This window comes from Haloplanus ruber (assembly GCF_024494725.1).
Taxonomy (GTDB): Archaea; Halobacteriota; Halobacteria; order Halobacteriales; family Haloferacaceae; genus Haloplanus; species Haloplanus ruber.
In genome coordinates this window covers 1-23,386 of the sequence record NZ_JANHDK010000001.1, presented here as the reverse complement: position 1 = coordinate 23,386, position 23,386 = coordinate 1, and the positions used below count along the sequence as shown (strand labels likewise).

25 protein-coding genes are annotated in these 23,386 nt (G+C 66.7%); 13 read left to right on the top strand and 12 right to left on the bottom strand.

The window, feature by feature from the left end; translation table 11 throughout:
* Nucleotides 1-29 precede the first annotated feature (29 nt).
* Nucleotides 30-818 carry a hypothetical protein gene (locus tag NO878_RS00125; RefSeq protein ID WP_256403937.1) on the bottom strand — a complete coding sequence of 263 codons (789 nt, stop codon included), beginning with the start codon at nucleotides 816-818 and terminating at the stop codon, nucleotides 30-32.
* A 174-nt stretch (nucleotides 819-992) separates the two neighbouring features.
* On the opposite strand from NO878_RS00125, the gene NO878_RS00120 reads away from it, so the two are divergent.
* The 5 genes from NO878_RS00120 to hmgB all read left to right on the top strand — a co-directional run bounded on the left by NO878_RS00120 (nucleotide 993) and on the right by hmgB (nucleotide 6,855).
* On the top strand, nucleotides 993-1,847 hold the full coding sequence (locus tag NO878_RS00120; RefSeq protein ID WP_256403936.1) for a TatD family hydrolase: 855 nt from the start codon (nucleotides 993-995) through the stop codon (nucleotides 1,845-1,847).
* Nucleotides 1,848-1,950: 103 nt separating this feature from the next.
* Complete coding sequence (locus tag NO878_RS00115) at nucleotides 1,951-2,532, top strand: DUF2150 family protein (RefSeq protein ID WP_256403935.1); 582 nt, start codon at nucleotides 1,951-1,953, stop codon at nucleotides 2,530-2,532.
* Nucleotides 2,533-2,577: 45 nt separating this feature from the next.
* Nucleotides 2,578-4,251 carry an Ig-like domain-containing protein gene (locus NO878_RS00110; RefSeq protein WP_256403934.1) on the top strand — a complete coding sequence of 558 codons (1,674 nt, stop codon included), beginning with the start codon at nucleotides 2,578-2,580 and terminating at the stop codon, nucleotides 4,249-4,251.
* A 99-nt stretch (nucleotides 4,252-4,350) separates the two neighbouring features.
* Nucleotides 4,351-5,088, top strand: a complete 738-nt coding sequence (locus tag NO878_RS00105) for a type IV pilin N-terminal domain-containing protein (protein WP_256403933.1) — start codon at nucleotides 4,351-4,353, stop codon at nucleotides 5,086-5,088.
* Nucleotides 5,089-5,517: 429 nt separating this feature from the next.
* Complete coding sequence (hmgB, locus tag NO878_RS00100; RefSeq protein WP_256403932.1) at nucleotides 5,518-6,855, top strand: hydroxymethylglutaryl-CoA synthase; 1,338 nt, start codon at nucleotides 5,518-5,520, stop codon at nucleotides 6,853-6,855.
* Here hmgB and NO878_RS00095 read toward each other — a convergent pair.
* On the bottom strand, nucleotides 6,852-7,559 hold the full coding sequence (locus tag NO878_RS00095) for a helix-turn-helix domain-containing protein (protein WP_256403931.1): 708 nt from the start codon (nucleotides 7,557-7,559) through the stop codon (nucleotides 6,852-6,854). The two genes, hmgB and NO878_RS00095, sit on opposite strands and share 4 nt — an antisense overlap.
* A gap of 132 nt (nucleotides 7,560-7,691) precedes the next feature.
* Between NO878_RS00095 and NO878_RS00090 the strand changes: the two genes are divergently transcribed.
* The 4 genes from NO878_RS00090 to NO878_RS00075 are packed head-to-tail and all read left to right on the top strand — an operon-like array spanning nucleotide 7,692 to nucleotide 10,938.
* A complete protein-coding gene (locus NO878_RS00090; protein ID WP_256403930.1) occupies nucleotides 7,692-8,492 on the top strand; it encodes a 2-keto-4-pentenoate hydratase in 801 nt (266 codons plus the stop codon).
* Nucleotides 8,493-8,508: 16 nt separating this feature from the next.
* Nucleotides 8,509-9,126, top strand: coding sequence for a metal-dependent hydrolase (locus NO878_RS00085; RefSeq protein WP_256403929.1), 618 nt, complete (start codon nucleotides 8,509-8,511; stop codon nucleotides 9,124-9,126).
* Nucleotides 9,127-9,169: 43 nt separating this feature from the next.
* Nucleotides 9,170-10,600 carry a DASH family cryptochrome gene (locus tag NO878_RS00080; RefSeq protein ID WP_256403928.1) on the top strand — a complete coding sequence of 477 codons (1,431 nt, stop codon included), beginning with the start codon at nucleotides 9,170-9,172 and terminating at the stop codon, nucleotides 10,598-10,600.
* On the top strand, nucleotides 10,597-10,938 hold the full coding sequence (locus tag NO878_RS00075) for a 2Fe-2S iron-sulfur cluster-binding protein (protein ID WP_256403927.1): 342 nt from the start codon (nucleotides 10,597-10,599) through the stop codon (nucleotides 10,936-10,938). The genes NO878_RS00080 and NO878_RS00075 overlap by 4 nt, the downstream gene beginning before the upstream one ends.
* Before the next feature lie 6 nt (nucleotides 10,939-10,944).
* On the opposite strand, the gene NO878_RS00070 is transcribed toward NO878_RS00075, so the two are convergent.
* Entirely contained in the window at nucleotides 10,945-11,133 is a 189-nt protein-coding gene (locus NO878_RS00070; RefSeq protein ID WP_256403926.1) for a DUF8178 family membrane protein, read from the bottom strand.
* 62 nt (nucleotides 11,134-11,195) lie between these two features.
* Nucleotides 11,196-11,456: a DUF8028 family protein gene (locus NO878_RS00065; RefSeq protein ID WP_256403925.1), complete on the bottom strand. Its 261-nt coding sequence runs from the start codon at nucleotides 11,454-11,456 to the stop codon at nucleotides 11,196-11,198.
* Between the two features lie 266 nt (nucleotides 11,457-11,722).
* Here NO878_RS00065 and cmk point away from each other — a divergent pair, with 266 nt between their 5' ends.
* Complete coding sequence (cmk, locus tag NO878_RS00060; RefSeq protein ID WP_256403924.1) at nucleotides 11,723-12,412, top strand: (d)CMP kinase; 690 nt, start codon at nucleotides 11,723-11,725, stop codon at nucleotides 12,410-12,412.
* Here cmk and NO878_RS00055 read toward each other — a convergent pair.
* Both NO878_RS00055 and NO878_RS00050 read right to left on the bottom strand, forming a co-directional pair.
* A complete protein-coding gene (locus tag NO878_RS00055) occupies nucleotides 12,409-13,350 on the bottom strand; it encodes a DMT family transporter (RefSeq protein WP_256403923.1) in 942 nt (313 codons plus the stop codon). The genes cmk and NO878_RS00055 overlap by 4 nt on opposite strands.
* Before the next feature lie 26 nt (nucleotides 13,351-13,376).
* On the bottom strand, nucleotides 13,377-13,859 hold the full coding sequence (locus NO878_RS00050; RefSeq protein ID WP_305882550.1) for a CBS domain-containing protein: 483 nt from the start codon (nucleotides 13,857-13,859) through the stop codon (nucleotides 13,377-13,379).
* Nucleotides 13,860-13,967: 108 nt separating this feature from the next.
* Here NO878_RS00050 and NO878_RS00045 point away from each other — a divergent pair, with 108 nt between their 5' ends.
* A complete protein-coding gene (locus NO878_RS00045) occupies nucleotides 13,968-14,615 on the top strand; it encodes a ribonuclease H family protein (RefSeq protein WP_256403921.1) in 648 nt (215 codons plus the stop codon).
* A gap of 23 nt (nucleotides 14,616-14,638) precedes the next feature.
* Here the strand turns inward: NO878_RS00045 and NO878_RS00040 are convergent, their stop codons facing one another.
* Complete coding sequence (locus NO878_RS00040) at nucleotides 14,639-16,897, bottom strand: NADP-dependent malic enzyme (protein ID WP_256403920.1); 2,259 nt, start codon at nucleotides 16,895-16,897, stop codon at nucleotides 14,639-14,641.
* 154 nt (nucleotides 16,898-17,051) lie between these two features.
* Between NO878_RS00040 and NO878_RS00035 the strand changes: the two genes are divergently transcribed.
* Entirely contained in the window at nucleotides 17,052-17,927 is an 876-nt protein-coding gene (locus NO878_RS00035) for a COX15/CtaA family protein (protein ID WP_256403919.1), read from the top strand.
* 9 nt (nucleotides 17,928-17,936) lie between these two features.
* Here NO878_RS00035 and NO878_RS00030 read toward each other — a convergent pair whose 3' ends face one another.
* From NO878_RS00030 to NO878_RS00020, 3 genes are all read right to left on the bottom strand, one after another.
* Nucleotides 17,937-19,007 carry a zinc-binding dehydrogenase gene (locus NO878_RS00030; RefSeq protein WP_256403918.1) on the bottom strand — a complete coding sequence of 357 codons (1,071 nt, stop codon included), beginning with the start codon at nucleotides 19,005-19,007 and terminating at the stop codon, nucleotides 17,937-17,939.
* 36 nt (nucleotides 19,008-19,043) lie between these two features.
* Nucleotides 19,044-20,483, bottom strand: a complete 1,440-nt coding sequence (locus tag NO878_RS00025; RefSeq protein WP_256403917.1) for a replication factor C large subunit — start codon at nucleotides 20,481-20,483, stop codon at nucleotides 19,044-19,046.
* A 331-nt stretch (nucleotides 20,484-20,814) separates the two neighbouring features.
* Nucleotides 20,815-20,967, bottom strand: a complete 153-nt coding sequence (locus NO878_RS00020; RefSeq protein ID WP_256403916.1) for a hypothetical protein — start codon at nucleotides 20,965-20,967, stop codon at nucleotides 20,815-20,817.
* A gap of 211 nt (nucleotides 20,968-21,178) precedes the next feature.
* Here NO878_RS00020 and NO878_RS00015 point away from each other — a divergent pair, with 211 nt between their 5' ends.
* Complete coding sequence (locus NO878_RS00015) at nucleotides 21,179-22,150, top strand: DUF4352 domain-containing protein (protein ID WP_256403915.1); 972 nt, start codon at nucleotides 21,179-21,181, stop codon at nucleotides 22,148-22,150.
* A 4-nt stretch (nucleotides 22,151-22,154) separates the two neighbouring features.
* On the opposite strand, the gene NO878_RS00010 is transcribed toward NO878_RS00015, so the two are convergent.
* Entirely contained in the window at nucleotides 22,155-22,283 is a 129-nt protein-coding gene (locus NO878_RS00010) for a hypothetical protein (RefSeq protein ID WP_256403914.1), read from the bottom strand.
* An 827-nt stretch (nucleotides 22,284-23,110) separates the two neighbouring features.
* Nucleotides 23,111-23,386, bottom strand: a 276-nt coding sequence (locus NO878_RS00005; protein ID WP_256403912.1) for a PGF-CTERM sorting domain-containing protein, incomplete at its 5' end; no start/stop codon positions are given.

Genomic DNA, 23,386 nt, shown 5'->3' with positions numbered 1-23,386 from the left:
GACCGAGACGCCGTGGAGCGCGACCGGAGTCACTCCGCCGCGGTGGCGTTCTCCGCGCTCAGTTCCCGTGCTCGGTCCACCCACTCATGTTCCGGAAACGGGGCCGGCCGCACCTCGTACGTGTAGCGATAGTCTTCCCCGTCCGCGTCGACGGTGAGGTCGAAGGCGTACACGACGCCGTCCCCAACGCCGAGTCGGAGCGTCCCGTCGACGACCGGCGGTCCGCGGGTATCCGGGCGGCTCCCGGTCGCCCGGTAGGTGACGACGGGAACGCCGTGGTGTGTCGTCGTCTCGACGGCTTCCCACGTGTACGCGTCGAGGAGGTCAGGATGGCGCCCGATGTTGGTGGGAGCGACGCTTCCGTAGTGCCGGTCGTACCGGTAGTACGCGTCGGTGGCCGCGTCGTAGACGAAGGAATCGTCCGCGTCGAGCTGCTGGCGTTCGCGTTCGGGGACGCTATCGGCCGGCTGGACGAACGCGTACGTCGACCCGTCGATGTAGACGCGGCCGTCGTTCCAGCGTTCGCCGACAATCGCCCCCGTCGAGGAGTCGATGTAGTAGTTCCCCTCCACGAGCCGACGCTCGGGCGGCGCCGTATAGACGATGGCGTACGACTCCCAGTGGTCACGAGGGCTGTCCGCGACGCTCCGGTTGTCGGCATCCAGCGCCGCGAAGTCGACGTGATTCGGCCCGGCACCCTCGGGATACTCCCGCTCGGGGGTCGGGGTGCCCGTCCCGTCGGACGGGGTCGCGGGTGCGGCACAGCCGGATAGGACGACAATTGTCGCCGAGAGAACGAGCGCGAGGCGTCGATCCATCGTGTTATCGCGGTCCTCGAACGGAGGGCACGTAATGGTCCTGATGGGTCAAACGGTGATTGTCGTCCCGGGACACACCCGGACCGGCAGCGAATGCGTTCCGGCCGCCCGTGTCGGGCGCGGTCGAGGGGACGATCCGACCGAACTTTGCCTGCCCAGCCCCCAGTGGCGCCCGTGACCGATCCGGAACTCGACACGCCGGTACTCGACGACCACCTCCACCTCGACCCCGACGCCGGACAGGGACTCGACGCCGTCCGTGACTTCCGTCGTCTCGGCGGGACGCATCTGCTCGTGGTGAACAAGCCGTCGTGGCACCTCGGCGTCGAGGCCGAGGCGGGCGCGGACTTTCGTGCCGTCTTCGAGCGAACGCTCGACGCCGTGGCGGACGCCAGCGACCTGTTGCCGGGGCGCGCGTGGCCGGTGCTGGGCGTCCATCCCGGGCTGATCTCGCGACTCGTCGACGAACGCGGCCTCGCGCCGACGGCGGCGCGCGACCTGATGCAGGCGGGACTGGATGTCGCCGCGGAGTACGTCCGTGACGGGCGCGCCCTCGCGCTCAAGTCGGGGCGGCCCCACTACGACGTGTCCGACGAGGTGTGGGACGCCTCGAACGACGTCCTCCGGCACGCCCTCGACCTGGGAGCGGACCTGGGCTGTGCGGTCCAGTTGCACACGGAGGCCAGCGAGGACCTGACCGAAATCGCGTCGTGGGCGGAGACGCGGGGGCTGCCGGCCCACCGCGTCGTGAAACACTACGCTGGTCCGACGCTCGCGGGGCCGACGCCGAGCGTGATGTGTCGCAAGGAGTGGCTCCGGGAGGCCGCCGAGCGGGGAGAACCGTTTCTGATGGAGACGGACTTCGTCGACGACCCCGAGCGCCCCGGGGCGGTGATGGGGCCGAAGACGGTTCCGCGACGGGTCCGAACCCTCCAATCGGAGGGGTACGACGACGCCATCAGACTGGCCCACGTCGAGACGCCCGCCCGCGTGTACGGGATCGACACCGAGGCGACGCTGACGGGGTGACCGCATCGACCCGCGTAGAATCGGCGGTACGAGGGAGTACATCGGCGGCTCGGCGGCGGGAGTATCGGAAAGGTCTTTGAGTCCACGAACGTTCGATCAGGGTATGACCGACGAGGAGGACACGTTCTACACCGAAGACCGCTGGCAGAACTGGATCGGTCGAGTAGCGGAGGAGGAACTCGACCCGGAAAACGAGGATTCGGCGCGACTCCTGCTCAACCTGCAGGATGACGCCGCCATCGCCGTCGCGAAGATCATCAGCGCCCACGAGGACGGCCGCCTCGACGAGGAGGCAGCAATCGACGAGTTGGCCGGCGTCCGCGACATCGTCCTCGAAGATGTCGACCTGGAGGACGAGGAAAAGCGAATGCTGGTCGACGGCGTCCAGACGAGCCTCGTCTGTGTCTTCTACGCCGCCGAGGAGTACATCGCCGCCGGCGCGGCCGAGGACGGCACCATCGAGGAGTACGTCCACGCCGCGGCCGACGCCGAGGCCAACGAGGACCTAGACGCCGCGCTCGGCTACCTCGTCCAGGCCGGGACGCGCATCATCGACGGCGACGAACTCGATATCGCCCTCGTGGAGGACTTAGAGTACGGCCTGGTCTCGGAGTGGGTCAACGGGCTGGACAGCCTCCAGAGCGCGATGAGCGATCCGGAAGTCGTCGAGGAAGACGAGGACTGATAATCGGGCCGGCACCCTTTTGAAGGCCGGTGGCAAAGGCTCGCTATGCGATTCCGGGACGACCGGCGAGCCGCCGCCCTCCAAGTCGGCGCCATTCTCCTCCTTGGCTTTCTCGTCATCGGCTTGGCGCTCTACCAATCGACGGTCGTGCCCGACCAGAACAAGCGCGTGGAGTTCGACCACAACCAGCAGGTTCAGGGGAGCCTACAGGACGTACGCAACGGTATCCTTCGAACCGCGTCGGCCGAACGAACCAGTCCGACGGCGGTGCCGCTCGGCACCCGCTATCCGACCCGCATCGTCGCGGTGAATCCGCCGCCATCGAGCGGGAGCTTACGGACCGAACCCGGCGGGAAAGTGTCGATTGTCAACGCCACGGCAGTCGACGGCGAGACGGCCGACTTCTGGAACGGGAGCAACCGCTCGTACGCGACCCAGCGGCTGAGCTACCGTCCCGATTACAGCCTGTATCAGAACGCTCCGCGGACGGCGTACGCCGACACGGTGCTGTACAACGGGTTCGACGACGACCGAAATCGGGCGGTGACCGATCAGCAACTCCTCAGCGGAAACCTCATCTACGTCGTCGCGCTGAACGGGTCGTACAGCCGGAGCGGGACCCAGGCCGCGACGATCAGTCCGTCCCCCGTGAGCGCGAGTGACCGAACCGTCGCGGTCAACGGGAGCGACATCGAAATCAAAGTGACGACCGACCTCTCCGAGAGCGAGTGGGAGCGCCTGCTCGCCGATCAGTACGAGAGCAACGGTGGACGGATCGACGGGAACGCGGACGGCGTGACCGTCTATCCGAGCAACGAGACGCTCGTGGTCGACCTCGTCTCCAACCGCACCTACCGCCTGCGGATGGCGAAGGTCGGTGTCGGCACCGGCGTGACCGACACCACCGAGCAGTACCTGACCGTCGTCGACGGTGCCGACAGTGTCACCGCGGGTGGCACTCGTCGGATCGTCCTCGAGGTGCGGGACGGGTACAACAACCCCGTCTCGGGCGTGCCCGTCGAGGCTGCCGTCGATGGTGAGGGGTCGATTCGGCCGACGACGGGAGCCTCGGACGGGCAGGGACGGGTCGTCTACGAGTACGGCGCTCCCGACTCGCTCTCCAGCGCACGCGACGATAGCATCAACTTCAGCTTCAAGCGGCCCGTGGATCGGCCGGACTTCAGCGGCGAGGAACCGGAGTCGGTACGGATCAACGTGACCGTGGTGCCGCTGGGGAACGTCGGAGACATACCGGGAGGCACGACGTACGTCTACCCGGACGAGTTTGACGACGCAGTCGACGGAAACGAGGCCTTCGAGAACTCCGACGTGCCGCCGGACGATCCGGCGGGGGACATCGACGACTTCGAGAATATGCAAGCGGCAAACGGTCAGACCGCCAGTCTAACCACCAGTGGTAGCGACCTCAACGTCGGAACCGTGACCCGGAATGTCGGGTCCACGAGCACGTACGAACTGGATATCGGCTACGAGAGCAACAAGGCTGGGAAGGTGGATGTACGGATCGTCGACGACGACGACACCGTCCTCCAAACGATTCCGCTGACCGACTTCAACGACGGTCCGGTAACGCTGAACGGCGCCGCGACGGACGAGGTTAGCAACACCGGAACGCTTTACGTTCGATACGAGCGAACGGGTCCGGGAGGCGACTCCGTGACGGTCGATGTCGATTACCAGCGGCTCGTTGTTGGCTGACGCCCCCATCCGGTTCGATCTGGACACCAGTCACGCTATCAGTCCTAATACTATCGTCGACAGACTCATACCGTGGACCGACTGATTTCAACGCGACAGATGCCCGACCGTGCCCAGTCCGAACTCGTCGGCACCATCCTCGTCGTCGGCCTCGTCGTCGCCTCCGTCGGCGTGGCGGGCGCGTACGCGATGGAGACGGTCACGCAGTCCTCGGAGGCGCCACAGGCCACCGTCACGGGACAGGTCGACACGGACGGGATCACCCTCTCGCATCAGGGCGGCGACTCGCTCCCGAGCGAGGACCTGCGACTGGTCGTCCGGGTGAACGAGAGCGGGACGGGACTCGGGTGGAGCGACGGAACGCTCTCGGGCGGGGACGACACCTTCGACCCCGGCGAAGGCTGGAACGTCTCGGAGAGCTACGCTCCGGGCAGCGTCGTGACGATACGGCTGGTGGACGAACCCACGAACACGGTGTTGTTCCGGGCGGAGACGACGGTGACGGCGCAGGAACCGGTCGAATCGGAGATGGGTGGCAAGATCGACGCGGTGGACAGTGAAGGCGAGATCAGCCAAGGCGACGTGTCGACACCTGCCACGACGCCGACGTCGACCCCCCGCGACGACGACGGCGACGACACGTGTGAGAAGGATGAGGACGACTGGGACGACGATGATTGGGGCGACGACGAAGACGACTGGGACGACGACGAAGACGACGAGGATGACTGCGACGGCGATGACGACGACGACGAGGACGACGACTGGGACGAGGACGACGACCATGACGACGGCAAGAAAGGCAACGGTCCCGGGAGAGGCAACGGCCCCAAGTAAGCCGACACACGCAGAACTGTACGCCTCGCGCGGCGCCCGGCAATCGGCATAGATGTGACCACCTGCTTTGCCGGCCATCCTTGGAACTCGCTACCTCCCCGCCACTCCACTCTTGTCCTCTGGGGCGTCGGGTTCGTCGCGTGGATTCCGGGGCGCGACCACTGTGTGCGTCCTGACGGTGATGGTCGCGTTCGACCTCGCCATCGACTGTGGGTCGACAGGTACGGTCTGCCGCAAGTACGCGGCGGGTACGTTCTTGCCCAGCGGCGTGGGCCGTCCGGTCGGACTCCGGGGCGGACGGCGTGGGCTGCGACTGAGGCTCGAAGCACCGCGGCGAACGCGGTGAGCCGCGGCCTGACGAGACGCATTTCGACGTGCGACGTATCCAGCATCGACAAACCCATATAGCGGCTCCCGCAACCCGAGGGTATGACAGCCGTCGGTATCGACGCAATCGAAATCTGGACGGGGAAACTCGCCCTCGACTTAGCCGAAACGTTCGCGCCGGCGAAAGACGACAACCCGGAGAAGTATACGAAGGGGCTGGGACTGAAGGCCTCCTCCTTCCCGGACACCTACGAGGACATCGTCACGATGGGCGCGAACGCGGCCAAGCGCCTGATGGATCGGAACGGACTCGAACCGGACGACATCGGCCGCATCGACGTGGCGACCGAGAGCGCGTTCGACAACTCCAAGCCCGTTTCGACGTACATCGCGGGGTGTCTGGAGGACGTCTACGACGGCGACTTCCACCACGCGAATAAGGGCGAACGGAAGTTCGCCTGCGTGGCGGGCACCCAGAGCATCGACGACGCGTACAACTGGATCAAAGCGGGGCGCAATCGCGGACGCGCGGCGCTGGTGATCGCCACCGACACCGCGCTGTACGCCCGGGGTGACCCCGGCGAAGCTACACAGGGGGCGGGCGCGGTGGCGATGCTCGTCGACGAGAACCCGAGTGTGGTGGAACTCTCAACACACCAAGGCTACGGGAGCGCCGACGAGACGGACTTCTTGAAGCCGAACCAACAGTTCCCGAGTGTCGACGGCAAGCGCTCGGTGCAGGTGTATCTGGCGCGGATGCGCGAAGCCTTAGAGGACTTCGAGTCGGTCGCCGGCCGCACCCACCCCGACGACTACGCGTACATTCCCTTCCACACGCCGTTCCCGGGGATGGTGCGAAAGGCCGCACTGCTCGGCTTCCGGCACATGACCCGCGGCACTGACATCGAGGACGGCCTCACCGACGAAATCGGTCGCCAGCCCCGAGAGGCCGACTTCGAGGACTGGGACGCCTACGAGGAAGCCATCCGCGAGTATATGGACGCGCTGAAGGAAACGGACACCTACGACACGTGGTACGGGCGGACCGTCGATCCGACGCTCACGCTCTCGCGGCAGGTGGGCAACTGGTACACCGGATCGGTCCACGTCGCCCGCGCGAGCGCGCTCAAGACCGCCGCCGAGACGGGACGGGCACTGGCGGGCGAGAAACTCCTCGTCGGCTCCTACGGTTCCGGTGCGCAGGCGGAGATTCACTCCGAGACGGTCGCCGACGGGTGGCGCGAGGAGGTCGAGGCACTCGACATCGACGAACAGCTTGCCCGCCGGTACGACCTGAGCTTCGAGGAGTACGGGCGCGTCCACGACGCTCACAACCACGAAAAAGAGCGGGAACTAGAGGAGTTCACCGTCCCGAGCGGGGAGTTCGTCTTCACCGGCTGGGGCCGAATGAACGAGCGGACCTACGAGTACGTCGACTAAGGTAGCTCGCGAATCTCTGCGAGCGCCGTATCGAGGTCGCAGTTCGAGACGGCGAGGGCGAACCCGTCGATTTTCGCGAGTTCCGTCGCGTACTCCCAGAGATCCTCGGGGTCCAGTCCGTGGAGTACGACGGCGTTTGGCGTCGGATTCACCACGCGGAGCGCCACCAGTGGCGACTCCCCGCGAGTCACGTCGGTGAACACGAGCGCACGGTTCGTGCTCTGGCCGTACAGGCGGTAGAACTCCTCGCTCGGGAGGCGTGTGATCGCCTCGATGCTGTTGATGACGGTGTGGCCGCTGACGTGGTCGTGTTCACCGCTGATGATCTCCGTCGCCTCCATCGCCTCGTAGAACCGCGACAGCGGGATCGATGTCGGATACTCGCGGAGGTCATGGACGATGTCGCTCTCGAAGCCCGCGGAGATGACGCGCGCGTATTGGCGGATGCGCCCGCCGCCGCGGGACTCGTCGATGTCGAGTAAGGCGCGGACGATCCGACTGACGACGCCGATCCCGGGGCTCTCCCGTCGACCACTCTCGTAGTCAGAGATGACCGACGAGGAGACGCCCAGTCGCTCGGCGAGTTCCGTCTGCGAGACGTCAAAGTCTGTGCGCCACTTCCGGAGCGTGGCACCCGGGTTGGAACTGAGCGTGATCTCGCCGGCGATTCGCCTGGCGAGGTCGTCACGGGGCTCGTCGCTCATCGGTCACCCCACTCTCCGAGGGACCAAACCATACCTGAAATCCGGGCGGTGAGCGCAAAAGGGTACCGAAAGGCCGAACCACCGCCGAACGATCCCCGGGAGCTTTGTCGGTCTGGGCCACAGTAGGTGTCGATGTCACGGACCATCGACGCGACAGCGGTCGAGGAACTCGCCGAGCGGCTGTACGAGGCCTACCGGACCGGGGAGCCGACCGACCCGCCGGCCCGGACGCTGACGGTCGCCGACGGCTACGCTGTCCAGCAGGCGGTCCTCGACCGCCGTGCGAACACGGAGGGGCCGCCGGTCGGCTACAAGGTGGGGTTCACCGCGGCGGCCATCCAAGACGAACTCGGCGTCGACGAACCCGCGTACGGGCGCGTGCTCGCCGAGACAGTCCGGGGCGAAGGACGACTCGACGACACCCTGATCGAGCCGAAGGTGGAACCGGAACTCGCCTTCCGTCTCGGGGCGCCGCTCGACCCACCGGTCACGCCCGCCGACGTCCTCGCCGCGACAGCGTCGGTCGTCCCGGTGGTCGAGGTGGTCGACTCGCGGCTCCGCGACTGGGCGGTCGACGCGGGGAGCGCCGTCGCCGACAACGCCCTCGCCGCCCGGGTCGTCCAGTGCGGGCGAGCGGCGGCCCCAACGGAACTCGATACCGAACTCGAAGCCGTGTCGGTTCGCCGAAACGGAGAGCGAGTCGCGACCGGCATCGGCGCCGACGTCCTCGGCGGTCCCACGCGGGTGGTGGCCTGGCTGGCGGAGACACTCGCAGACCACGGGACGCGACTGGCGGCCGGCGACCTCGTCTCGACAGGGTCGCTCACGCCGCTGGTGGCGCTCGACCCCGGGGACACCGTCGAAGCTCGGTTCGCGTCGCTCGGCTCCGTGACCGTCTCCCGGCCCGAGCAGGCAAGGGATTCAAGCCCGTAACGGCCAAGGGCTACGCATGCCTTCGACGGTCGTCCACCTCGCTATCGGCGGCCTGATCGCCGCCGCGTTGCTCGGGGACGAGTTCGACCGCCGCGCCGTCGCCGTCGTTCTCGCCGCCACCGCGGTACCCGACCTCGACACCTTCGCCGGCCTGGTTCTGCAGGGTGCCCACCGGGCGCTGTTGCACACGCTCGTCCTGCCCGCCGTCGGCGGTGTCGTCCTCGCCTACGATACCCGCCGCGGGCCGGCGTCGCGCCTCCGCCGCCGCTGGGGGTCCCGCGGGGTTCGGGTGGCCTGGGTCGCCCTCGCGGCGTTGCTCGTCGGTGGTATCCTCCCCGATCTGATGACCAACGGCGTGAACGCGTTCTATCCCCTCTACGACCGCTTTTTCACCGTCAACGGCGAACTCCTCCTGTCGAACCAGCGGGGGGTCGTCCAGACGTTCGTCGACCTGTCGGCCGACCCCGAGCGGACGACCGGAAATACCCACTACTGGACGGGGGTCGACCCGTCGCCGGGAGCGGAACCCGCAAACGTCGAACGAATCTTTCCGGTCGTCCGCTCAGGCTTTCAGTTGCTCGTGATCCTCCTCGGCAGTTTCACGCTCGGCGCACGATTCGTCGACGAGCGGTAGCCCCGGCCTCGCATTGATGGGACTGTGACCGTTACGAGGGGCAATGGACTCCGAGACCACCCTCCTGTGGCTTCGGCGCGACCTACGACTCCACGACAACCCGGCGCTGGTCGCCGCGGCGTCGGCCGACCGCCTGCTGCCGGTGTACGTCGTCGATCCAAGCCGATACGACGCGGCGGCCTTCGGCGGCCCGGACTCCTTCGTGTTCGAGAAAACCGGCGGGCACCGCACAGCATTTCGGTGTGCAGCCGTCGGCGACCTCCGTGAACGTCTCCGTGCCCAGGAGAGCGACCTCGTCGTGCGAACCGGGGAGCCGTCGGCGGTCCTCCCGGAACTGGCGGCCAGCGTCGACGCCGACGCCGTCCACGTCCACACCAAACCGACACCCGAAGAGCAGGCGAGCGAGCGACGGGTCGCGGACGGTCTCGGGGACGTGCCGCTCGTCCGCCACTGGGGACATACGCTCTATCACCCCGACGACCTCCCGGAAGAGATCGACGAAATCGCGGACACGTACACCCCGTTCCGAGAGCACGTCGAGTCGGCGGCGACGGTCCGGGACCCGTACCCGACCCCCGACCTCCCGACGCGGCCGGCGGTCGATCCTGGATCGGTCCCAAGCCCCGCAGACCTCGGAATCGAGGAGCTACCCACGGACGACCGGGCGGCCCTCGACTTCGAGGGCGGGGAGACCACCGCCTTAGAGCGACTCGAAGCGTATCTCTGGGAGACGGACTCGCTCCGGGAGTACAAGGAAACCCGGAACGGCCTGCTCGGACGCGACTTTTCCTCGAAGTTCTCGCCGTGGCTGAACGAGGGTTGTCTCTCGCCACGACGGGTGAGCGCGGCGGTCGACCGCTACGAGAAGCGCCGCGTCGCCAACGACTCGACGTACTGGCTGCGCTTCGAGCTGATCTGGCGGGACTTCTTCCAGTTCCAGTTCGCCAAGCACGGTGCGCAGTTTTTCGCGCCGGGCGGCATCCGAGAGCGCGATATCGACTGGACGGACGACACGACGGCGTTCGAGCGGTGGAAACGTGGGGAGACGGGAATCCCGTTTGTCGACGCGGCCATGCGAGAGCTGAACCGGACGGGCTACATCTCGAATCGAGCCAGGCAGAACGCCGCCTCCTTCCTGGCGAACGACCTCCGGATCGACTGGCGGAAGGGTGCGGCGTACTTCGAGACGCAACTGGTCGACTACGATCCCGCGTCGAACTACGGCAACTGGGCGTACATCGCCGGCGTGGGCAACGACTCCCGGAACCGCTCGTTCGACGTGCTGGGGCAGGCGAAGCGGTACGACTCCGAGGCGGCGTACGTCTCCCACTGGCTCCCCGAACTCGACGCGCTCCCGCCGGCGGCCGCTCACGAACCGTGGCAGCTCACACCGGCGGACCAGGCGGAGTACGGCGTCGAACTCGGCGTCGACTACCCGCGACCGGTGGTCGACCTCGGCGGGGGATCGGGATGAGTTGCGAAGTGGTGTACGTCGAGGTGGTGGACACGGATGGGACGGAGGATCTCATCGTTGCGCCGGCGGGGACGACCCTTCGGGCGGCCCTGCTCGACGCCGATCACTCGCCGTATACGCGTCTCACCGAAAGCGCGAACTGTGGCGGCCGGGGGCTGTGTGCCACCTGTGGCGTCCGGATCGAGGCTGGAACGGCGCCACCGACCGACTGGCACGACAAGCTGGCGTCACAGTGGGGGTATCCGCGACTCTCCTGTCGGATTCAGTTGGACGAAGACCTGCGGGTTCGGGTTCCTGAAAAGCGGATCTGGGGGCGACGGGAGCGAGCGGACGGGTGACCCGGCTCAGGCGGGGCGCCCCTCGACGTCGGTGCCGACGAGGTAGGTACCGAGGGTCAACAATGCCGCTGCGGCCAGCGGGAGCAGGTTGAGCGGCGACGGCGCGCTCCCCGGGAACACCGCCGGAAAGAAGGCCGCGGTGCCGACGAGCATCAGAACGATCCCGATCAGTCCGCGCTGCGAGAGGCCGAGCATACGACACACTCCGTCCCCAGGTACATAATTGATTACGCTTTCCTCGCGCCACCGAGGGCGGGTCAGCGGCCGTGTTCGTGACCGATGACGAGAGCGACGACGTTCGCGAACAGCAGACCGACGAACACCGTCACCTGCTGGCCTCGGAGGCCGCCAACGAGCAAGGGAAGGTAGAGGAAAGGGAGGGCAACGGCGGCCCAGAAGGCGATGAACCGGAGTGGTGCGGCGACGACTTCGAGGCTCCGCTGGGGGGGCCAAGCGTCGACGAGTTCGTGGAGTCGGGGCACGCGGTCGATGGGGGCGGTGGGAGACGAGTTCGACATCGGGGACACCTCGTCTTCTCGATGCACCCCGGACCCCATATACCCCGGCGAGCGTTGGCGTCGTTTCGCGGATTTTCACCCGCGGCCCACACGTCGCCGCTCCGTTCACGAGCCGTGCAAAACGTCGCTAACCTTTTATCGACGCCGTTGATTCTTTTATTCCAATCATCCGAACGGCGCGAATACGGACGCCGAATCGGGCGTCCGGGCCGGGCCGAACCGGTGTTCTCTTAACCACAGTGACGCGTAGGTGGGGACGAACGTTCATGTCGGACGCGAGCCCCACCACAGAGCGGCAAGTCGACAGCAACCTGTTCATCACCGTCTCCGGTCCGCCGGGGTGTGGTGCGACGACGCTCACCGAGGGGTTGGCGGAGGCCCTCGACTGCGGGTACGTCATCGGCGGCGATATTTTCCGTGACCTCGCGGCGGATCGCGGACTGTCGGTCCAGCAACTCATCGCCAAGGCCGAGGAAGACGATCAGATCGACCGGGCACTCGACCAGCGGTTGCGCCGCATCGCCGAACAGTGGGGCGCGGCGAACAAGCCGTTCATCCTCGAATCGCGGCTCGCCGGGTGGCTCGCGGGCAACCGGGCCGACCTGCGGGTCTGGCTCGACGCGCCCGAGGAGGTGCGGATCGAACGCCTCAGCGACTACGAGGTGAGCTACGAAATCGAGCGACCCGACGAGCGTGCGTCCAACGACGTTCGTCTCGAAGAGTTGGACGACGAGGATTCTATCGGCCCGCTCCTGCGGGTTCGCGAGGTGAGCGAGGCCGGGCGGTACGAGAGTTACTACGGCATCGACGTCGACGATCAGTCCTTCTACGACCTCTCGATCAACACCGGGCGATGGGGCGCCGAGACCGTCCTCGATATGGTGCTTTCGGCGGTCGAAGGCTACGATCCCGAAGCCGACGAAGGTGCCTTCACCACCCGCGACGTGGACCTCTAACGGTCGTTGCCCAACTCACGGATCGACGCACCGAGTCGGGGGAGTTCCGCACGGATCGCCCGGCGCTTGACGAGGAGGAACCCGGAGAATATCAACAGGAACCCCACGGCTGTCGCCGGAGAGAGTCCCTCGTCGAGGAGGAGCCAGCCGGCGAGGGCGGCAAACACGGGTGCGACGTAGGAGACGAGGTTGATCTCGACGGCGCCCAGTCGATCTAGCAGGTGGAAGTAGATGAGAAAGCCGAGCGCACTCGCCGCGAGCGCGAGGTAGGCAAGCGAGAGGACGGCAGTCATCGAGAGAGTGACGTCCGCGACCGACTCTCCGAGGCCGAGCGAGACGAGATGCATCAGGAGGGCGCCGCCGAGCATCGACCACGCCTCCATGGTTTCGACGGGTAACTCGGCGTCGATACGACGGGTCAGCACCGACCCGAGGGCAAAGGCCGTCGCGGCGCCGAACACGAGCAGTTTCGCGACGACGCCGCCGGTCACCAGTGCGTCGGGGTCTGGGCGGGCGAGGACGGCCACGCCGAGCAGTCCACAGAGCAGGCCGACACTCCCGACGACGGTCAGTCGTTCCGCGGGGAGAAAGACGCGGGCGAACCCCGTCGTCAACACGGGGCTGAGGCTGACGATGACCGCGGCGGCGGCGCTGGTCACCGCGGGATCGGACTCCCCGAGAAACAGCAGGACGTGATAGCCCGCGATCAGGAGCGTCGAGCCGACAGCGATCAGCGCCCACTCACCGCGGCCACGCGGCAGGGGGTCGTCGACGACCCAGACGGCGTAGCCGAGCATGAGGACGGCGGCGACGTCGTACCGGAGCGCGGCGAAGAGGACGGGTGGGAAGTAGGCGAGGCCGGCCTTGATGGCCATGAACGCGGACCCCCAGACGGCCGCGAGGACCAGAAAGAGCGCAAAATCTCGGTACCGTGACACACCGTACTATCGGCGCGAACCCCCACTCAACGTTTCGATTCGGCGCGCAAGTCGCGAACCGCCCGCAACACGTCCTGGCGCGCGACGATACCGACGAGTCGGCCGTCCTCGACGACCGGGAGCCGGTTGATGTCGCGTTCGTCGTCGGCCAACAGGTCGAGGATCGCATCGAGGTCGTCGGTAGGTGCGACCGTCACCACGTCGGTGGTCATCACCTCGCTGATCGGCCGGTCGGCGTTCCGCGCGAGGTCGATGCCGAGGTCGAGGTCGTCCCACGACACGTCGACGGCGTAGGTGAGTGTCTCGGTGAACGGCGGGAGGCCGACCGGAATCCACAGCGTCCGGTCCTCGGTCTGAAAGAGGTGGACGAGATCGTATTGGGTGACGATGCCGACGACGGCACCCTCGGGATCCACCACGGGAAAGCCGTTGAACTCGACGTCCGCCAGCCGACCGAGTACATCACTCACCTCGTCGTCGGGGGCGACCGTCTCCACGTCTGTCTCCATCAGGGAACGGGCAGTCGGGGTCACGACCGGGGCGACGGGCGACGCGCGGGTAGGTTTTGCGGGTGACTCGCGCCGTACGTTTAAGTTACCCCATCGCAAACGAGTCGTATGGCCGTTCACGGCCGTTCGACGCTCCGGAACCTGTTCGACGACTCGCCCACGCCCCACATCGCGCATCCGCCGCGCACCCACCACCGACACTTCTACGTCGCCACCGACGGCTCCTATCGATCCGACGGCGGCGGGCTTGGGGCGGTCATCGAGACGCGCGACGGCCGCCGGGTAGCACGCCTCGCACTGCCGGACACGCCACCCGACAACAACGTCGCCGAGTATCGGGCGCTCCACCTCGGACTCGATGTCCTCGCGGCCCGCGCGCCACCGGGGTCGCGGGTCGGCGTTCTCGTGGACCACGACGACCTGGCCGCGAACGTCAACGACGCGACTCTCGCGGCCGACCACCCCGACTGGCGCCCCGCCCACCGGGTTGAGGTGCCGACACACAGCAAGTACCACTGGCGGGGGGTCCGCGCACGAATCGCTCACTTCGAGGAGCTGCGAGCGGCCCGTATCGACAGCCGTGTCAACCCCGCCCACCCGCTCGCCAACGACCCCGAGCAGTACGCCCACGTCAACCGCCGGACGGATCGGTGTGTGCTCCCACACTCCGACGACCGGTCACGAGAGAAAGACCGCGGCGACACCGGCCGCGAGATTCCGCCGCCCTCACGAGCCGAGCGCCGGGCGGGGGACTGAACCTGAATGCGGTGGTCGACTGCCTACCGCTCGCGTTCCTGTGCGTCGACGACGGCGACGCCAGCGAGGTTGACGATGTCCTTGACCTCGTCGCCCCGCTGGAGGACGTGAACTGGTTCGTCCATGCCGACCAGCATCGGGCCGATGGCGTCGGCGCCGCCGAGACGCTGGAGGAGTTTGTAGCCAATGTTCCCCGCCTCCAAGTTCGGGAAGATCAGTACGTTCGCGGGGTCCTCCAACTCGGCGAAGTCGTAGGTCCCATCGAGAATATCCTCAACGACGGCCGTGTCGGCCTGCATCTCCCCGTCGACCGGGAAGTCGACGGCCTGATCGTCGCGTAGCATCTCGGCCGCCCGTCGGGGCTTGCGCGTCCCCGCGTTGTCCACGCTCCCGAAGTTCGAATACGAGAGGAACGCCGCCCGCGGTTCGACGTTGAACCGCCGGGCCAACTCGCCGGTGTGGCGGCCAATCTCGGCCAACTCGTCCGCGCCGGGGTCCTGGTTGACCGTCGCGTCGGCGACGAAGACCACCTGGTTGCGGAAGGTGAGCATGTAGACGCCGGCCGCATACTCGGCATCATCGGCGGTCCCGATCACCTGGAGCGGCGGCCGTAGCGCCGACGGGTAGTGGTGCATCAGGCCGGTCAGCATCGCGTCGGCGTCGCCCACCTCGACCATCACGCTTCCGAGGTAGTTGCCGTCGTGGATGAGTTCGTTCGCCTCGCGGCGGGTGATCCCCTTGCGCTTGCGGAGTTCGTACAGCCGATCCGCGTAGGCGTCGAGTTCGTCCGTGGCGGGGTCGACGATCTCGGGGTCGAAATCCAGTCCCAGATCGTCCATCGACGTCCAGATGGTCTCGCGGTCGCCGATGAGGATGGGGTGGGCAATCCCTTGCTCGGCGACCTGGTAGGCGGCACGGATCATCTTCTCGTCGGTTCCCTCGGCGAGGACGACCCGCTTGGGGTCGGTCTTGGCCTTGTTGAGGACGACCCGCATCATCTCGCGGGACTTGCCGAGGCGCGCCTCGAGTTCCTCGCGGTAGGTGCTGAGGTCGATGGACTTCCGGGCTGCACCACTCTCGATGGCCGCCTGTGCCACCGCGGGAGCCACCTCGAACATCACGCGCGGGTCGACGGGCTTGGGGAGGATATACTCGGGACCGAACTGGAGCGGCTGGTCGCCGTAAGCTTTCAGCACCGAGTCCGGCACGTCCTTGCGGGCGAGGTCGGCGAGGGCGCGCGCGGCCGCGATCTTCATCTCTTCGTTGATCTCGGTCGCCCGCACGTCGAGGGCGCCCCGGAAGATGAAGGGGAACCCGAGGACGTTGTTCACCTGATTGGGGAAATCGGAGCGTCCCGTGCCAACGATGACGGTGTCGTCGCGGGCCTCCTTGGCCTTGTGGTAGTCGATTTCGGGTTCGGGGTTGGCCATCGCGAAGATGACGGGGTCGTCGGCCATCGAGCGTACCATCTCGGGGTCGACGATACCCGCGACCGACAGACCGACGAAGACGTCAGCGCCGGTCATGGCGTCGGCCAGGTCACCGGCAGGGCGGTCGCTCGCGAAGCGCGCCTTGTAGTCGTTGACCTCGCCGGCCTCGGCGCGGTTGGTCGTGATGATCCCCGAGGAGTCACACATCGTCACGTTCTCCCGGCGGACACCGAGCGAGACGAGGAACTCGGCGGTCGCGATGGCGCTGGCGCCGGCCCCGGAGATTGCCACCTCTAGGTCGGCGAGATCCTTGTCGACGATGTCAGCGGCGTTGACCAGTCCTGCACCGATGATGATGGCGGTGCCGTGCTGATCGTCGTGGAAGACCGGGATCGACATCTCCTCGCGGAGGCGCTCCTCGATTTCGAAGCAGTCGGGCGCCTTGATGTCCTCAAGGTTGATGCCGCCGAAAGTCGGCTCCATCGCCCGCGTCGAGCGGATGACGTCCTCTGGATCGTCGAAGTCGAGTTCGATGTCGAACACGTCGATGTCGGCGAAGCGCTTGAACAGGACACCCTTCCCCTCCATGACGGGCTTCGACGCCTGAGCACCGATGTCACCCAGGCCGAGGACAGCCGAGCCATTCGAGATGACGCCCACGAGATTTCCCTTCGACGTGTACTCGTAGGCGAGGTCGGAGTCGCCGTGGATGTCGGAACACGGCGCCGCCACGCCGGGGGAGTACGCGAGACTCAGATCCCGCTGTGTGTTCGTCGGCTTCGTCGTCGAAATCTCGATTTTTCCGGGAGGGTCCTGTCGGTGATACTCCCTGGCGTCGTCGTCAAGTCCCATGACCGCGACCACAGAGGGTGTAGGTAAAAAACTATCCGAGAAAGACGGTCCGCGCCGGGACGGAACCCGCTCCGATCAGCGCCCGGCCGCGGAGTGTTCCCAACCCGTGGGCAGGTCGGACAGGTCTAAGTGCGCGTGGCCCCGAGACGCGCGCATGAGCCGTTCCATACGGGGTGTCCGAGAGGCGATCAGCTTCCCCCGGTTCGCGGCGTTCACGACCGGGATGACCCTCTCGCTTGTCATGCTCGGAGTCTACACCGCAGCGACCGGGTCGGGGCTCGCCTGTTCGGCCCAATGGCCGCTGTGTGACAACGGGCTGCTTCCCCAGACGATTCCGAGCTTCATCGAGTGGTTCCACCGCCTGATTGCGATGGTGACCGGCTGGTTCATCCTCGGAACCGCCCTCTGGGCGTGGCGCCGGCCGGGGCGGCGGACGCGCCTCGCGGCGACGCTCGCCGTGTGTCTCCTCCCGCTTCAGATCAGCATCGGCGCGGTGACTGTCACCCTCAACGGAGTCCTCCCGCAGGGGTACTCGGCGCCGACACAGGGAGCTCACCTCGTCGTCGCACTCTCAATCTTCTCGTTGCTCGTCTGGACGACCCTCTCCGCCCGGACCGAGCGCGGCCCACCGCTTCCCCGCGTCCGGAAGACGCTGGGAGTCGCTCTCGCAGCCATCGTCGCAAGCACCGTCGTCAGTCGCGTGTTCACGCCAATCGCGTACACCCCGGCCGCACAGGCGCTGTTTTACGGCGCCGCTCTCGTCGCCGTCGCGGCATTGCTCGCCGCCACCCGCTGGCTCGCCGGGACGACCGTTCCCCAGCTTCGGTACGCGACGAGCTTTGCCCTCCTTCCTCTCCTCGCAGGGATGCTGCTCGGCCGCGACCTGGTGTTTTACACCTCGACTGTCCGTCTGCTCAACGTCGCCTGCTTCGCCCTCGCTGGCGCCGCCGTCCTCGCCGCGGCGTTACTGACTCGGCGGGCCCGGCCGGACGGCCGGGCCGGAGCGGTCGCCTCTACCCGGAGCGACTGACCGGCGCCGTCAGGCAAACTCCGTGACCACTTCCACGCCCGTCGTTTCGTAGTCGGTCATCGCCGCCAGACGCTCGGGCACCGCCTCCAGCGACACCTCGCGTCGAACCAACCGTCCCGGCTCGATGGCGTCCGATTCGAGCAGTCGAAGGAGTTCGTCGTAGCGCGTCGGCGGCATCCCCCGGGCGCCCCGGAAGTCCGCCTCCATCATCGCCAGGCGCTCGACGGGGAGCGACACCTCGCCGCGCTCCTCGTCGGTCGTCAGGCCCACCTGGACGTGGGTCCCACGACGGCGCAGCGAGAACACCGAGTTTCGGCACGTCTCGGCAACCCCGAGGGCGTCGACGGAGACGTGTGCCCCTCCGTTGGTTACCGAACGCACGTCGCCGGTGACCGCGCGGCCGTCACGTCCCGCTGCGTTCACGACCGCATCGGCGCCGAGGTCGTCCGCGAGGTCGAGCGCCGCGTCCCGAATGTCGACCGCGACGACTTGCGCGCCCAGCGCATCGGCGATGTGGACCGTCGAGAGACCGACTCCGCCACAGCCGTGGACGGCGACCCAGTCGCCGCCGCCGACCTCTCCGCGTGCGGTCAGCGCGTGGAAGGCCGTCATGAACCGACAGCCAAGCGCAGCCATGTCGCGGGCCGAAACACCATCCGGGAGTGCCATCGCGTTGTAGTCGGCGTGAGGGACGTGGACCGCCTCGGCGAACGCGCCTTGGGCCTCCTGCTGGAAGCCGAGCGCGAGGCCGTCCTCACAGACGTTGCCGTGGCCGCTCAGACACTGGGGACAGGACCCGTCGCCGAGGTTGAACGGGACGGCGACTCGGTCGCCCTCGCGCACCCGGTCGACGTGGTCGCCGACGGCAACGACGCGACCCGCGGGTTCGTGGCCGAGAATCTGGCCCTCAGTCGCGCGGTCACCGACCCACTCGCCGTGTCCCTGCCACGCGTGCCAGTCGCTCCGACAGACACCACAGGCCTCAACGGCGACGACGGCGCCGTGGGGGGCCGGATCGGGCCGGTCGACGTCAGTGATCTCCAGCGGTTCGCCGTGCTCGCGGAGGACGGCAGCTCGCATGCTCGACCCCACGCCACGGTGTGACAAAAAGTGTCGTCACATGAAATCCGAGAGTCCGGCCTGGCCGTCGTCGTCGTCGGCAGGGTCGCCGTCGGGTTCGTCGTCACTGTCGGAGTCGGCCGCCGACGTGGCCGCCGTCGCGGCCATGCCGTCGTCGGGGTCGGTCGCCATCTCCCGGGTCCCGCCGAACGCCTCCGAGTGTTCTTCCATCGTCGACGCCCGGCGCTCACCCGCGTCCTCGACGATAGCTGCCACCTTGTTTGTCGTCTCACCGCTTCCGGTGACGAACGATACCGCCTCGGCGTCGAAGTCGTAGTACGCCGCCATCGCCACGGTCAGTTCGCGGGGTTTGCAGTGGTGGGTCATCGCCGCGAGGAAGGGCAACACCTCGCGGCGGGCGGTCGCCATGCTGAAGCCGCCACGCTCGGCAATTTTGCGGACCACCTCGTCGGCCGTCGAATCCGAGGACGGCCAGAACTGCGGGCGCGAGAAGCGCGTCCAGCCACCCTTCGACCCGTCGCGGGCGGCAGCCACACCACCGGCGAGGGCGTCGGTCGCGTACCGCCAGTAGCCGTACTCTTGGCTGGCACGTACCCGTCCAAGCCAGCGGTCGGCGTCCGCGAGGGCATCGTACGCCCGGGCGAGTTCCGCCCCCTCATACACTTTCGGCGCGTTTTCCGCGACCCACTTCGTCAGGTCGTCGGGCGTCTCATCGACGCGGTACGCGGACTGAATCGCCTCCTCAGCTGTCTCCTCTTTCAACACCGCATCGAGGAAGGGAAAGACATCGAGCCCCCGGTCACGGTCACCCGTCGCCACGTCGTCGACGGTCAGCCGGCGGCCGTCCTCGGCGGCAGCCTGGAGGTCGTTGACCGCCGAGCGGAGGTCGCCGTCGTTTACCTCGGCGATTCGGTCCAGGGCGTCGGCCTCGAACTCGATCCCTTCCCGTCGGCAGATATCACGGAGGACCGGTACAATCGACCGGGCGGAGACGTCGCGGAACTCGATTTCGCGGCAGGCGTTGCGGAGTCCCCGGCTCATGTCGTAGTAGTCGTTGGCGATCAGGACGATTGGTTGGTCGGCGTCCTTCACGACACGGGTGAGGGCGCTGGCGCCGCCGCGATCATAGTTGCCGTGGATGTTGTCCGCCTCGTCGAGGATGACGAGTTGACGGCCGCCACCGCCGCCCGTCGCGCCAGCGAGCGTCGTGTTCTTCGATGCCCGACCGGCGAACCGCTCGATAACGTCGGCGGTCCGTTGGTCCGAGGCGTTGAGTTCGACCGTTTCCCATCCCCTGTCCGACGCCAGCGCGTGCGCAGCCGAGGTCTTGCCCACGCCCGGGCTTCCGTGAACGACGACCGCCTCTCGGTGGTCGTCCCACGTCTTCGCCCACTCTGCCAGCGCATCGCGAGCCTTGTCGTTCCCCCGGACGGCCGACAGCGTCGACGGTCGGTACTTCTCCGTCCAGTCTACCATCATCGGAGGGAGGGACGAAACGCGTTTAGTGGTTGCGGAGCGCCGCGAGACGTAACTCCGGATCCCGTGGCCGCCGCTCGTCGGGTGAGGCACCCCATACACTTATGAACGGAGGCTGACAAACATCTCGTGACCGCGGCCTACCTCCCCCCACCCACCAACTGGTACTCCCAGTTCGAACACGACATCGTCGTCGTTCGGGCCGCGGTTGCGTTTCTTAGTATAAGCGAGGCCAGCCTTCGCTCCGCCGTTCGGGCGCGACGGATCGACGGGGCGGCCGCTGTATGCACGATGTCCATAAAACCGACAGTTGAACGACCGCTATTGGCGGTTAGTCGTGCCGGGTGACTAGTAGGGCCGCGGCGATCAACGGATGGCCGGACGACGGCACCGAAGCCGGGGCCGCACCGCTGGTGGGCGTCAGCGTGTCGGTCGGGTCCATCGTCGTTATCTGGACGCTCTCTACCCCGTCGATATCTGTCATCGTTCTTGAATTCACGCTCGTCGGTCCCCGTCCAGACGCCTTCGAGTTCGATTTCGGTCGATCACGTGCCGTCGTGAGACCACTCGTCCAGGAACGGGGGAACTACTCGCACGACACGGGGTTCGTCCGGGTTTCCGCAGGGGCCGGTTGCCGATTAGAGCGGCGGCGACGGACCGGATTCCATATATGTCGGGGCGGCGGAAGTGAACGTATGCGACGCCGCGCGTTCCTCGCTTCGGCCGGAATCGCCGCCCTCGCCGGCTGTTCGAACGGCGATGGCTCGAACACCGCGACGCCAACAGGGACCGAGTCGGGAACGAGCACTCCCGCCGAAGGCGGGTCCACGGAAACAGCGACCGGGTCGGGAACGACTACCCGCACCGGAGATGGGTCCGCGGAGTTCGAGTTCCGCGACGTCGAGGCACCCGAGCAGGTGACGCTCAACATCCCGACGACCTTTGCACTCGGCGTCCGCAACACCGGTTCCGCGGAAGGGACCTTCACCGCGACCCTAGAGACGAGACGGAACGGCGAGGAGTGGCGACAGGGCGGAAATATCGAGATGACTCTCGCTGCAGGCGAGACAGGCGAGTGGCACAGTCCCCGCTTTTCGCTCCAGTATCTGGGCACCTACGAGTTCCGACTCACGGCCTTCGACGAGACGTGGTCGATAGAGGCGACGCCGAGGCAACTCGATTTTAATAACTACTATGTCGTGCCGACGGGCCTGTACATGAATGTCCTCGGCGGGTCGTTCGAACCGACGTATCCGACCCCCGACGATGGAACCAACGAAACCACCACGACGGGAGAACCGACGCCGACAATGACCGCCACGCCGGAATCGACGGAGACGGCGGAATCGACGCCGATGCCGCGGACGCCAGCCCCCGAAGCGGGTGGCGAGTGGGCAGTCATGCGCATCGACGTCCGTAATTCTCTCGACGAGGCACAGACCACACCCGACGCCTCGGAGTTCGTCCTCGAAGTCGACGGAGAACGGCGCCCGCAACACCAAGAGGTCAGTGACGATCCCTACGAAGGCGGCGAGTTGGCGGCACGAACCGTCACTCGGGGCGACCTCGTGTACGCCGTCCCCGAGGGGACGCGTGCGCGTGACGTTACGCTGTGGTGGGAATCGTCACTCCCGGGCGGAGACGTGAAAGTGGTCTGGACCAAGTAGGCGCTCAGGGGAGGGCGGCGACGGCACAGCCGGCCATCGCGACGAGCAACAGGGCGGTCGACAGCGCTTCAACCAGACAGCCGACGGGCGAGAGCACGTGAAAGACGTCACGGGCAGTGATCGCTATATCCATGATCCGTATCCAAACGGACTTTGTATCTCTACGTTTTAGAACCTGACGGCCCAATTTTAACCATTTATCGTATTCGTGAGCGAAAAACGTTACATACTCGATCTGGAAAACCGGGGATCGGTGGTTGGGCGAGAACACAGTAGGGAATCCAGGATGGACTCCGTACCTGTGGTTCAGTCTCGTGCGCCTAGTTGTCATTGTCGAGGAGTGGGTCGGTCTCACGGACGGCCTTGACAACGAGGGCGTGGCCACCAGATCGACGACGGGAAGGTCGCTTGCCCGAGGTCAACAGCGGCTATCGCGGTGTCTGGTGGCTTTGGTGCGATCCTCACCAACGGCGATGCTCTCCCTGACAGTCTGGTGTCGGTGCTCGGCGGATATCCACCGAATGGCGGCCGCCTACCCGATCCCAGCGAACTCGTCACCTAAGACAGCCCGCTGATCGAGTCCTGCTGCAACGCCCGGCATACGGCTGTGACCGCGCTCGCGTGCGACTCGGCTCCTCACAAGCTCAATACCTTCACGCTCGACGCCTTCGCCGACCACAAGTATGGCCACCCGGCCGCGGTTAGGGTGAATACAGGGCGTCGATCCCCCATCTTTTTGGAGTGTTCAGGGTGTCTCGCGATAGCGCGACAAGCATCCAGGCGACGGTGAGGACTCACTCGTCTCCCGTCTCGGTCGGCCCGGTGCCGTCTCGAACAACGTCGTTCGGTAGGTGGACGAGATTAACACGTCAAGCCAGTAGCAGAGCGTTGTCACTATCGACGAAACGTCAATAAAAAATCCGCACCGTGTGACCGCTACCGGCGGTCAGTCGTGGTGAGTTAGTCGCGCCGGGTGGCCAGCAGGGCCGCCGCGAGCAGCGCGATGACCGCGACGATGGCACCGAAGCCGGGCCCGCCACCGCTGGTGGGCGTCGGCGTGTCGGTCGGTTCCATCGTTTCGGTCGGCGTCGGCTCGGGCGTCGCCGTGGCCGTCGGTTCCGGCGTTGCCGTCTGGACGTTCTGGACGATCTCTACCTCGATGATGTCCGTGTTCTCACCGTCGTCGGCCTCGAGGTCGTAGGTCCCCGTCTGGACATCCTCGAGTTCGATTTCGGT

Excerpts from the sequence above, each read along its gene's own strand:
- NO878_RS00085 (WP_256403929.1), top strand. The coding sequence starts at position 8,509 with ATGCCTTCGACGGTCGTCCACCTCGCTATCGGCGGCCTGATCGCCGCC.
- NO878_RS00080 (WP_256403928.1), top strand. The coding sequence starts at position 9,170 with ATGGACTCCGAGACCACCCTCCTGTGGCTTCGGCGCGACCTACGACTC.
- NO878_RS00035 (WP_256403919.1), top strand. The coding sequence starts at position 17,052 with ATGAGCCGTTCCATACGGGGTGTCCGAGAGGCGATCAGCTTCCCCCGG.
- NO878_RS00090 (WP_256403930.1), top strand. The coding sequence starts at position 7,692 with ATGTCACGGACCATCGACGCGACAGCGGTCGAGGAACTCGCCGAGCGG.
- NO878_RS00015 (WP_256403915.1), top strand. The coding sequence starts at position 21,179 with ATGCGACGCCGCGCGTTCCTCGCTTCGGCCGGAATCGCCGCCCTCGCC.
- NO878_RS00040 (WP_256403920.1), bottom strand. The coding sequence starts at position 16,897 with ATGGGACTTGACGACGACGCCAGGGAGTATCACCGACAGGACCCTCCC.
- NO878_RS00075 (WP_256403927.1), top strand. The coding sequence starts at position 10,597 with ATGAGTTGCGAAGTGGTGTACGTCGAGGTGGTGGACACGGATGGGACG.
- NO878_RS00095 (WP_256403931.1), bottom strand. The coding sequence starts at position 7,559 with ATGAGCGACGAGCCCCGTGACGACCTCGCCAGGCGAATCGCCGGCGAG.
- NO878_RS00065 (WP_256403925.1), bottom strand. The coding sequence starts at position 11,456 with ATGTCGAACTCGTCTCCCACCGCCCCCATCGACCGCGTGCCCCGACTC.
- NO878_RS00115 (WP_256403935.1), top strand. The coding sequence starts at position 1,951 with ATGACCGACGAGGAGGACACGTTCTACACCGAAGACCGCTGGCAGAAC.
- NO878_RS00105 (WP_256403933.1), top strand. The coding sequence starts at position 4,351 with ATGCCCGACCGTGCCCAGTCCGAACTCGTCGGCACCATCCTCGTCGTC.
- NO878_RS00010 (WP_256403914.1), bottom strand. The coding sequence starts at position 22,283 with ATGGATATAGCGATCACTGCCCGTGACGTCTTTCACGTGCTCTCGCCC.
- NO878_RS00125 (WP_256403937.1), bottom strand. The coding sequence starts at position 818 with ATGGATCGACGCCTCGCGCTCGTTCTCTCGGCGACAATTGTCGTCCTA.
- NO878_RS00030 (WP_256403918.1), bottom strand. The coding sequence starts at position 19,007 with ATGCGAGCTGCCGTCCTCCGCGAGCACGGCGAACCGCTGGAGATCACT.
- cmk (WP_256403924.1), top strand. The coding sequence starts at position 11,723 with ATGTCGGACGCGAGCCCCACCACAGAGCGGCAAGTCGACAGCAACCTG.
- NO878_RS00020 (WP_256403916.1), bottom strand. The coding sequence starts at position 20,967 with ATGACAGATATCGACGGGGTAGAGAGCGTCCAGATAACGACGATGGAC.
- NO878_RS00025 (WP_256403917.1), bottom strand. The coding sequence starts at position 20,483 with ATGGTAGACTGGACGGAGAAGTACCGACCGTCGACGCTGTCGGCCGTC.
- NO878_RS00050 (WP_305882550.1), bottom strand. The coding sequence starts at position 13,859 with ATGGAGACAGACGTGGAGACGGTCGCCCCCGACGACGAGGTGAGTGAT.
- hmgB (WP_256403932.1), top strand. The coding sequence starts at position 5,518 with ATGACAGCCGTCGGTATCGACGCAATCGAAATCTGGACGGGGAAACTC.
- NO878_RS00110 (WP_256403934.1), top strand. The coding sequence starts at position 2,578 with ATGCGATTCCGGGACGACCGGCGAGCCGCCGCCCTCCAAGTCGGCGCC.
- NO878_RS00070 (WP_256403926.1), bottom strand. The coding sequence starts at position 11,133 with ATGCTCGGCCTCTCGCAGCGCGGACTGATCGGGATCGTTCTGATGCTC.
- NO878_RS00045 (WP_256403921.1), top strand. The coding sequence starts at position 13,968 with ATGGCCGTTCACGGCCGTTCGACGCTCCGGAACCTGTTCGACGACTCG.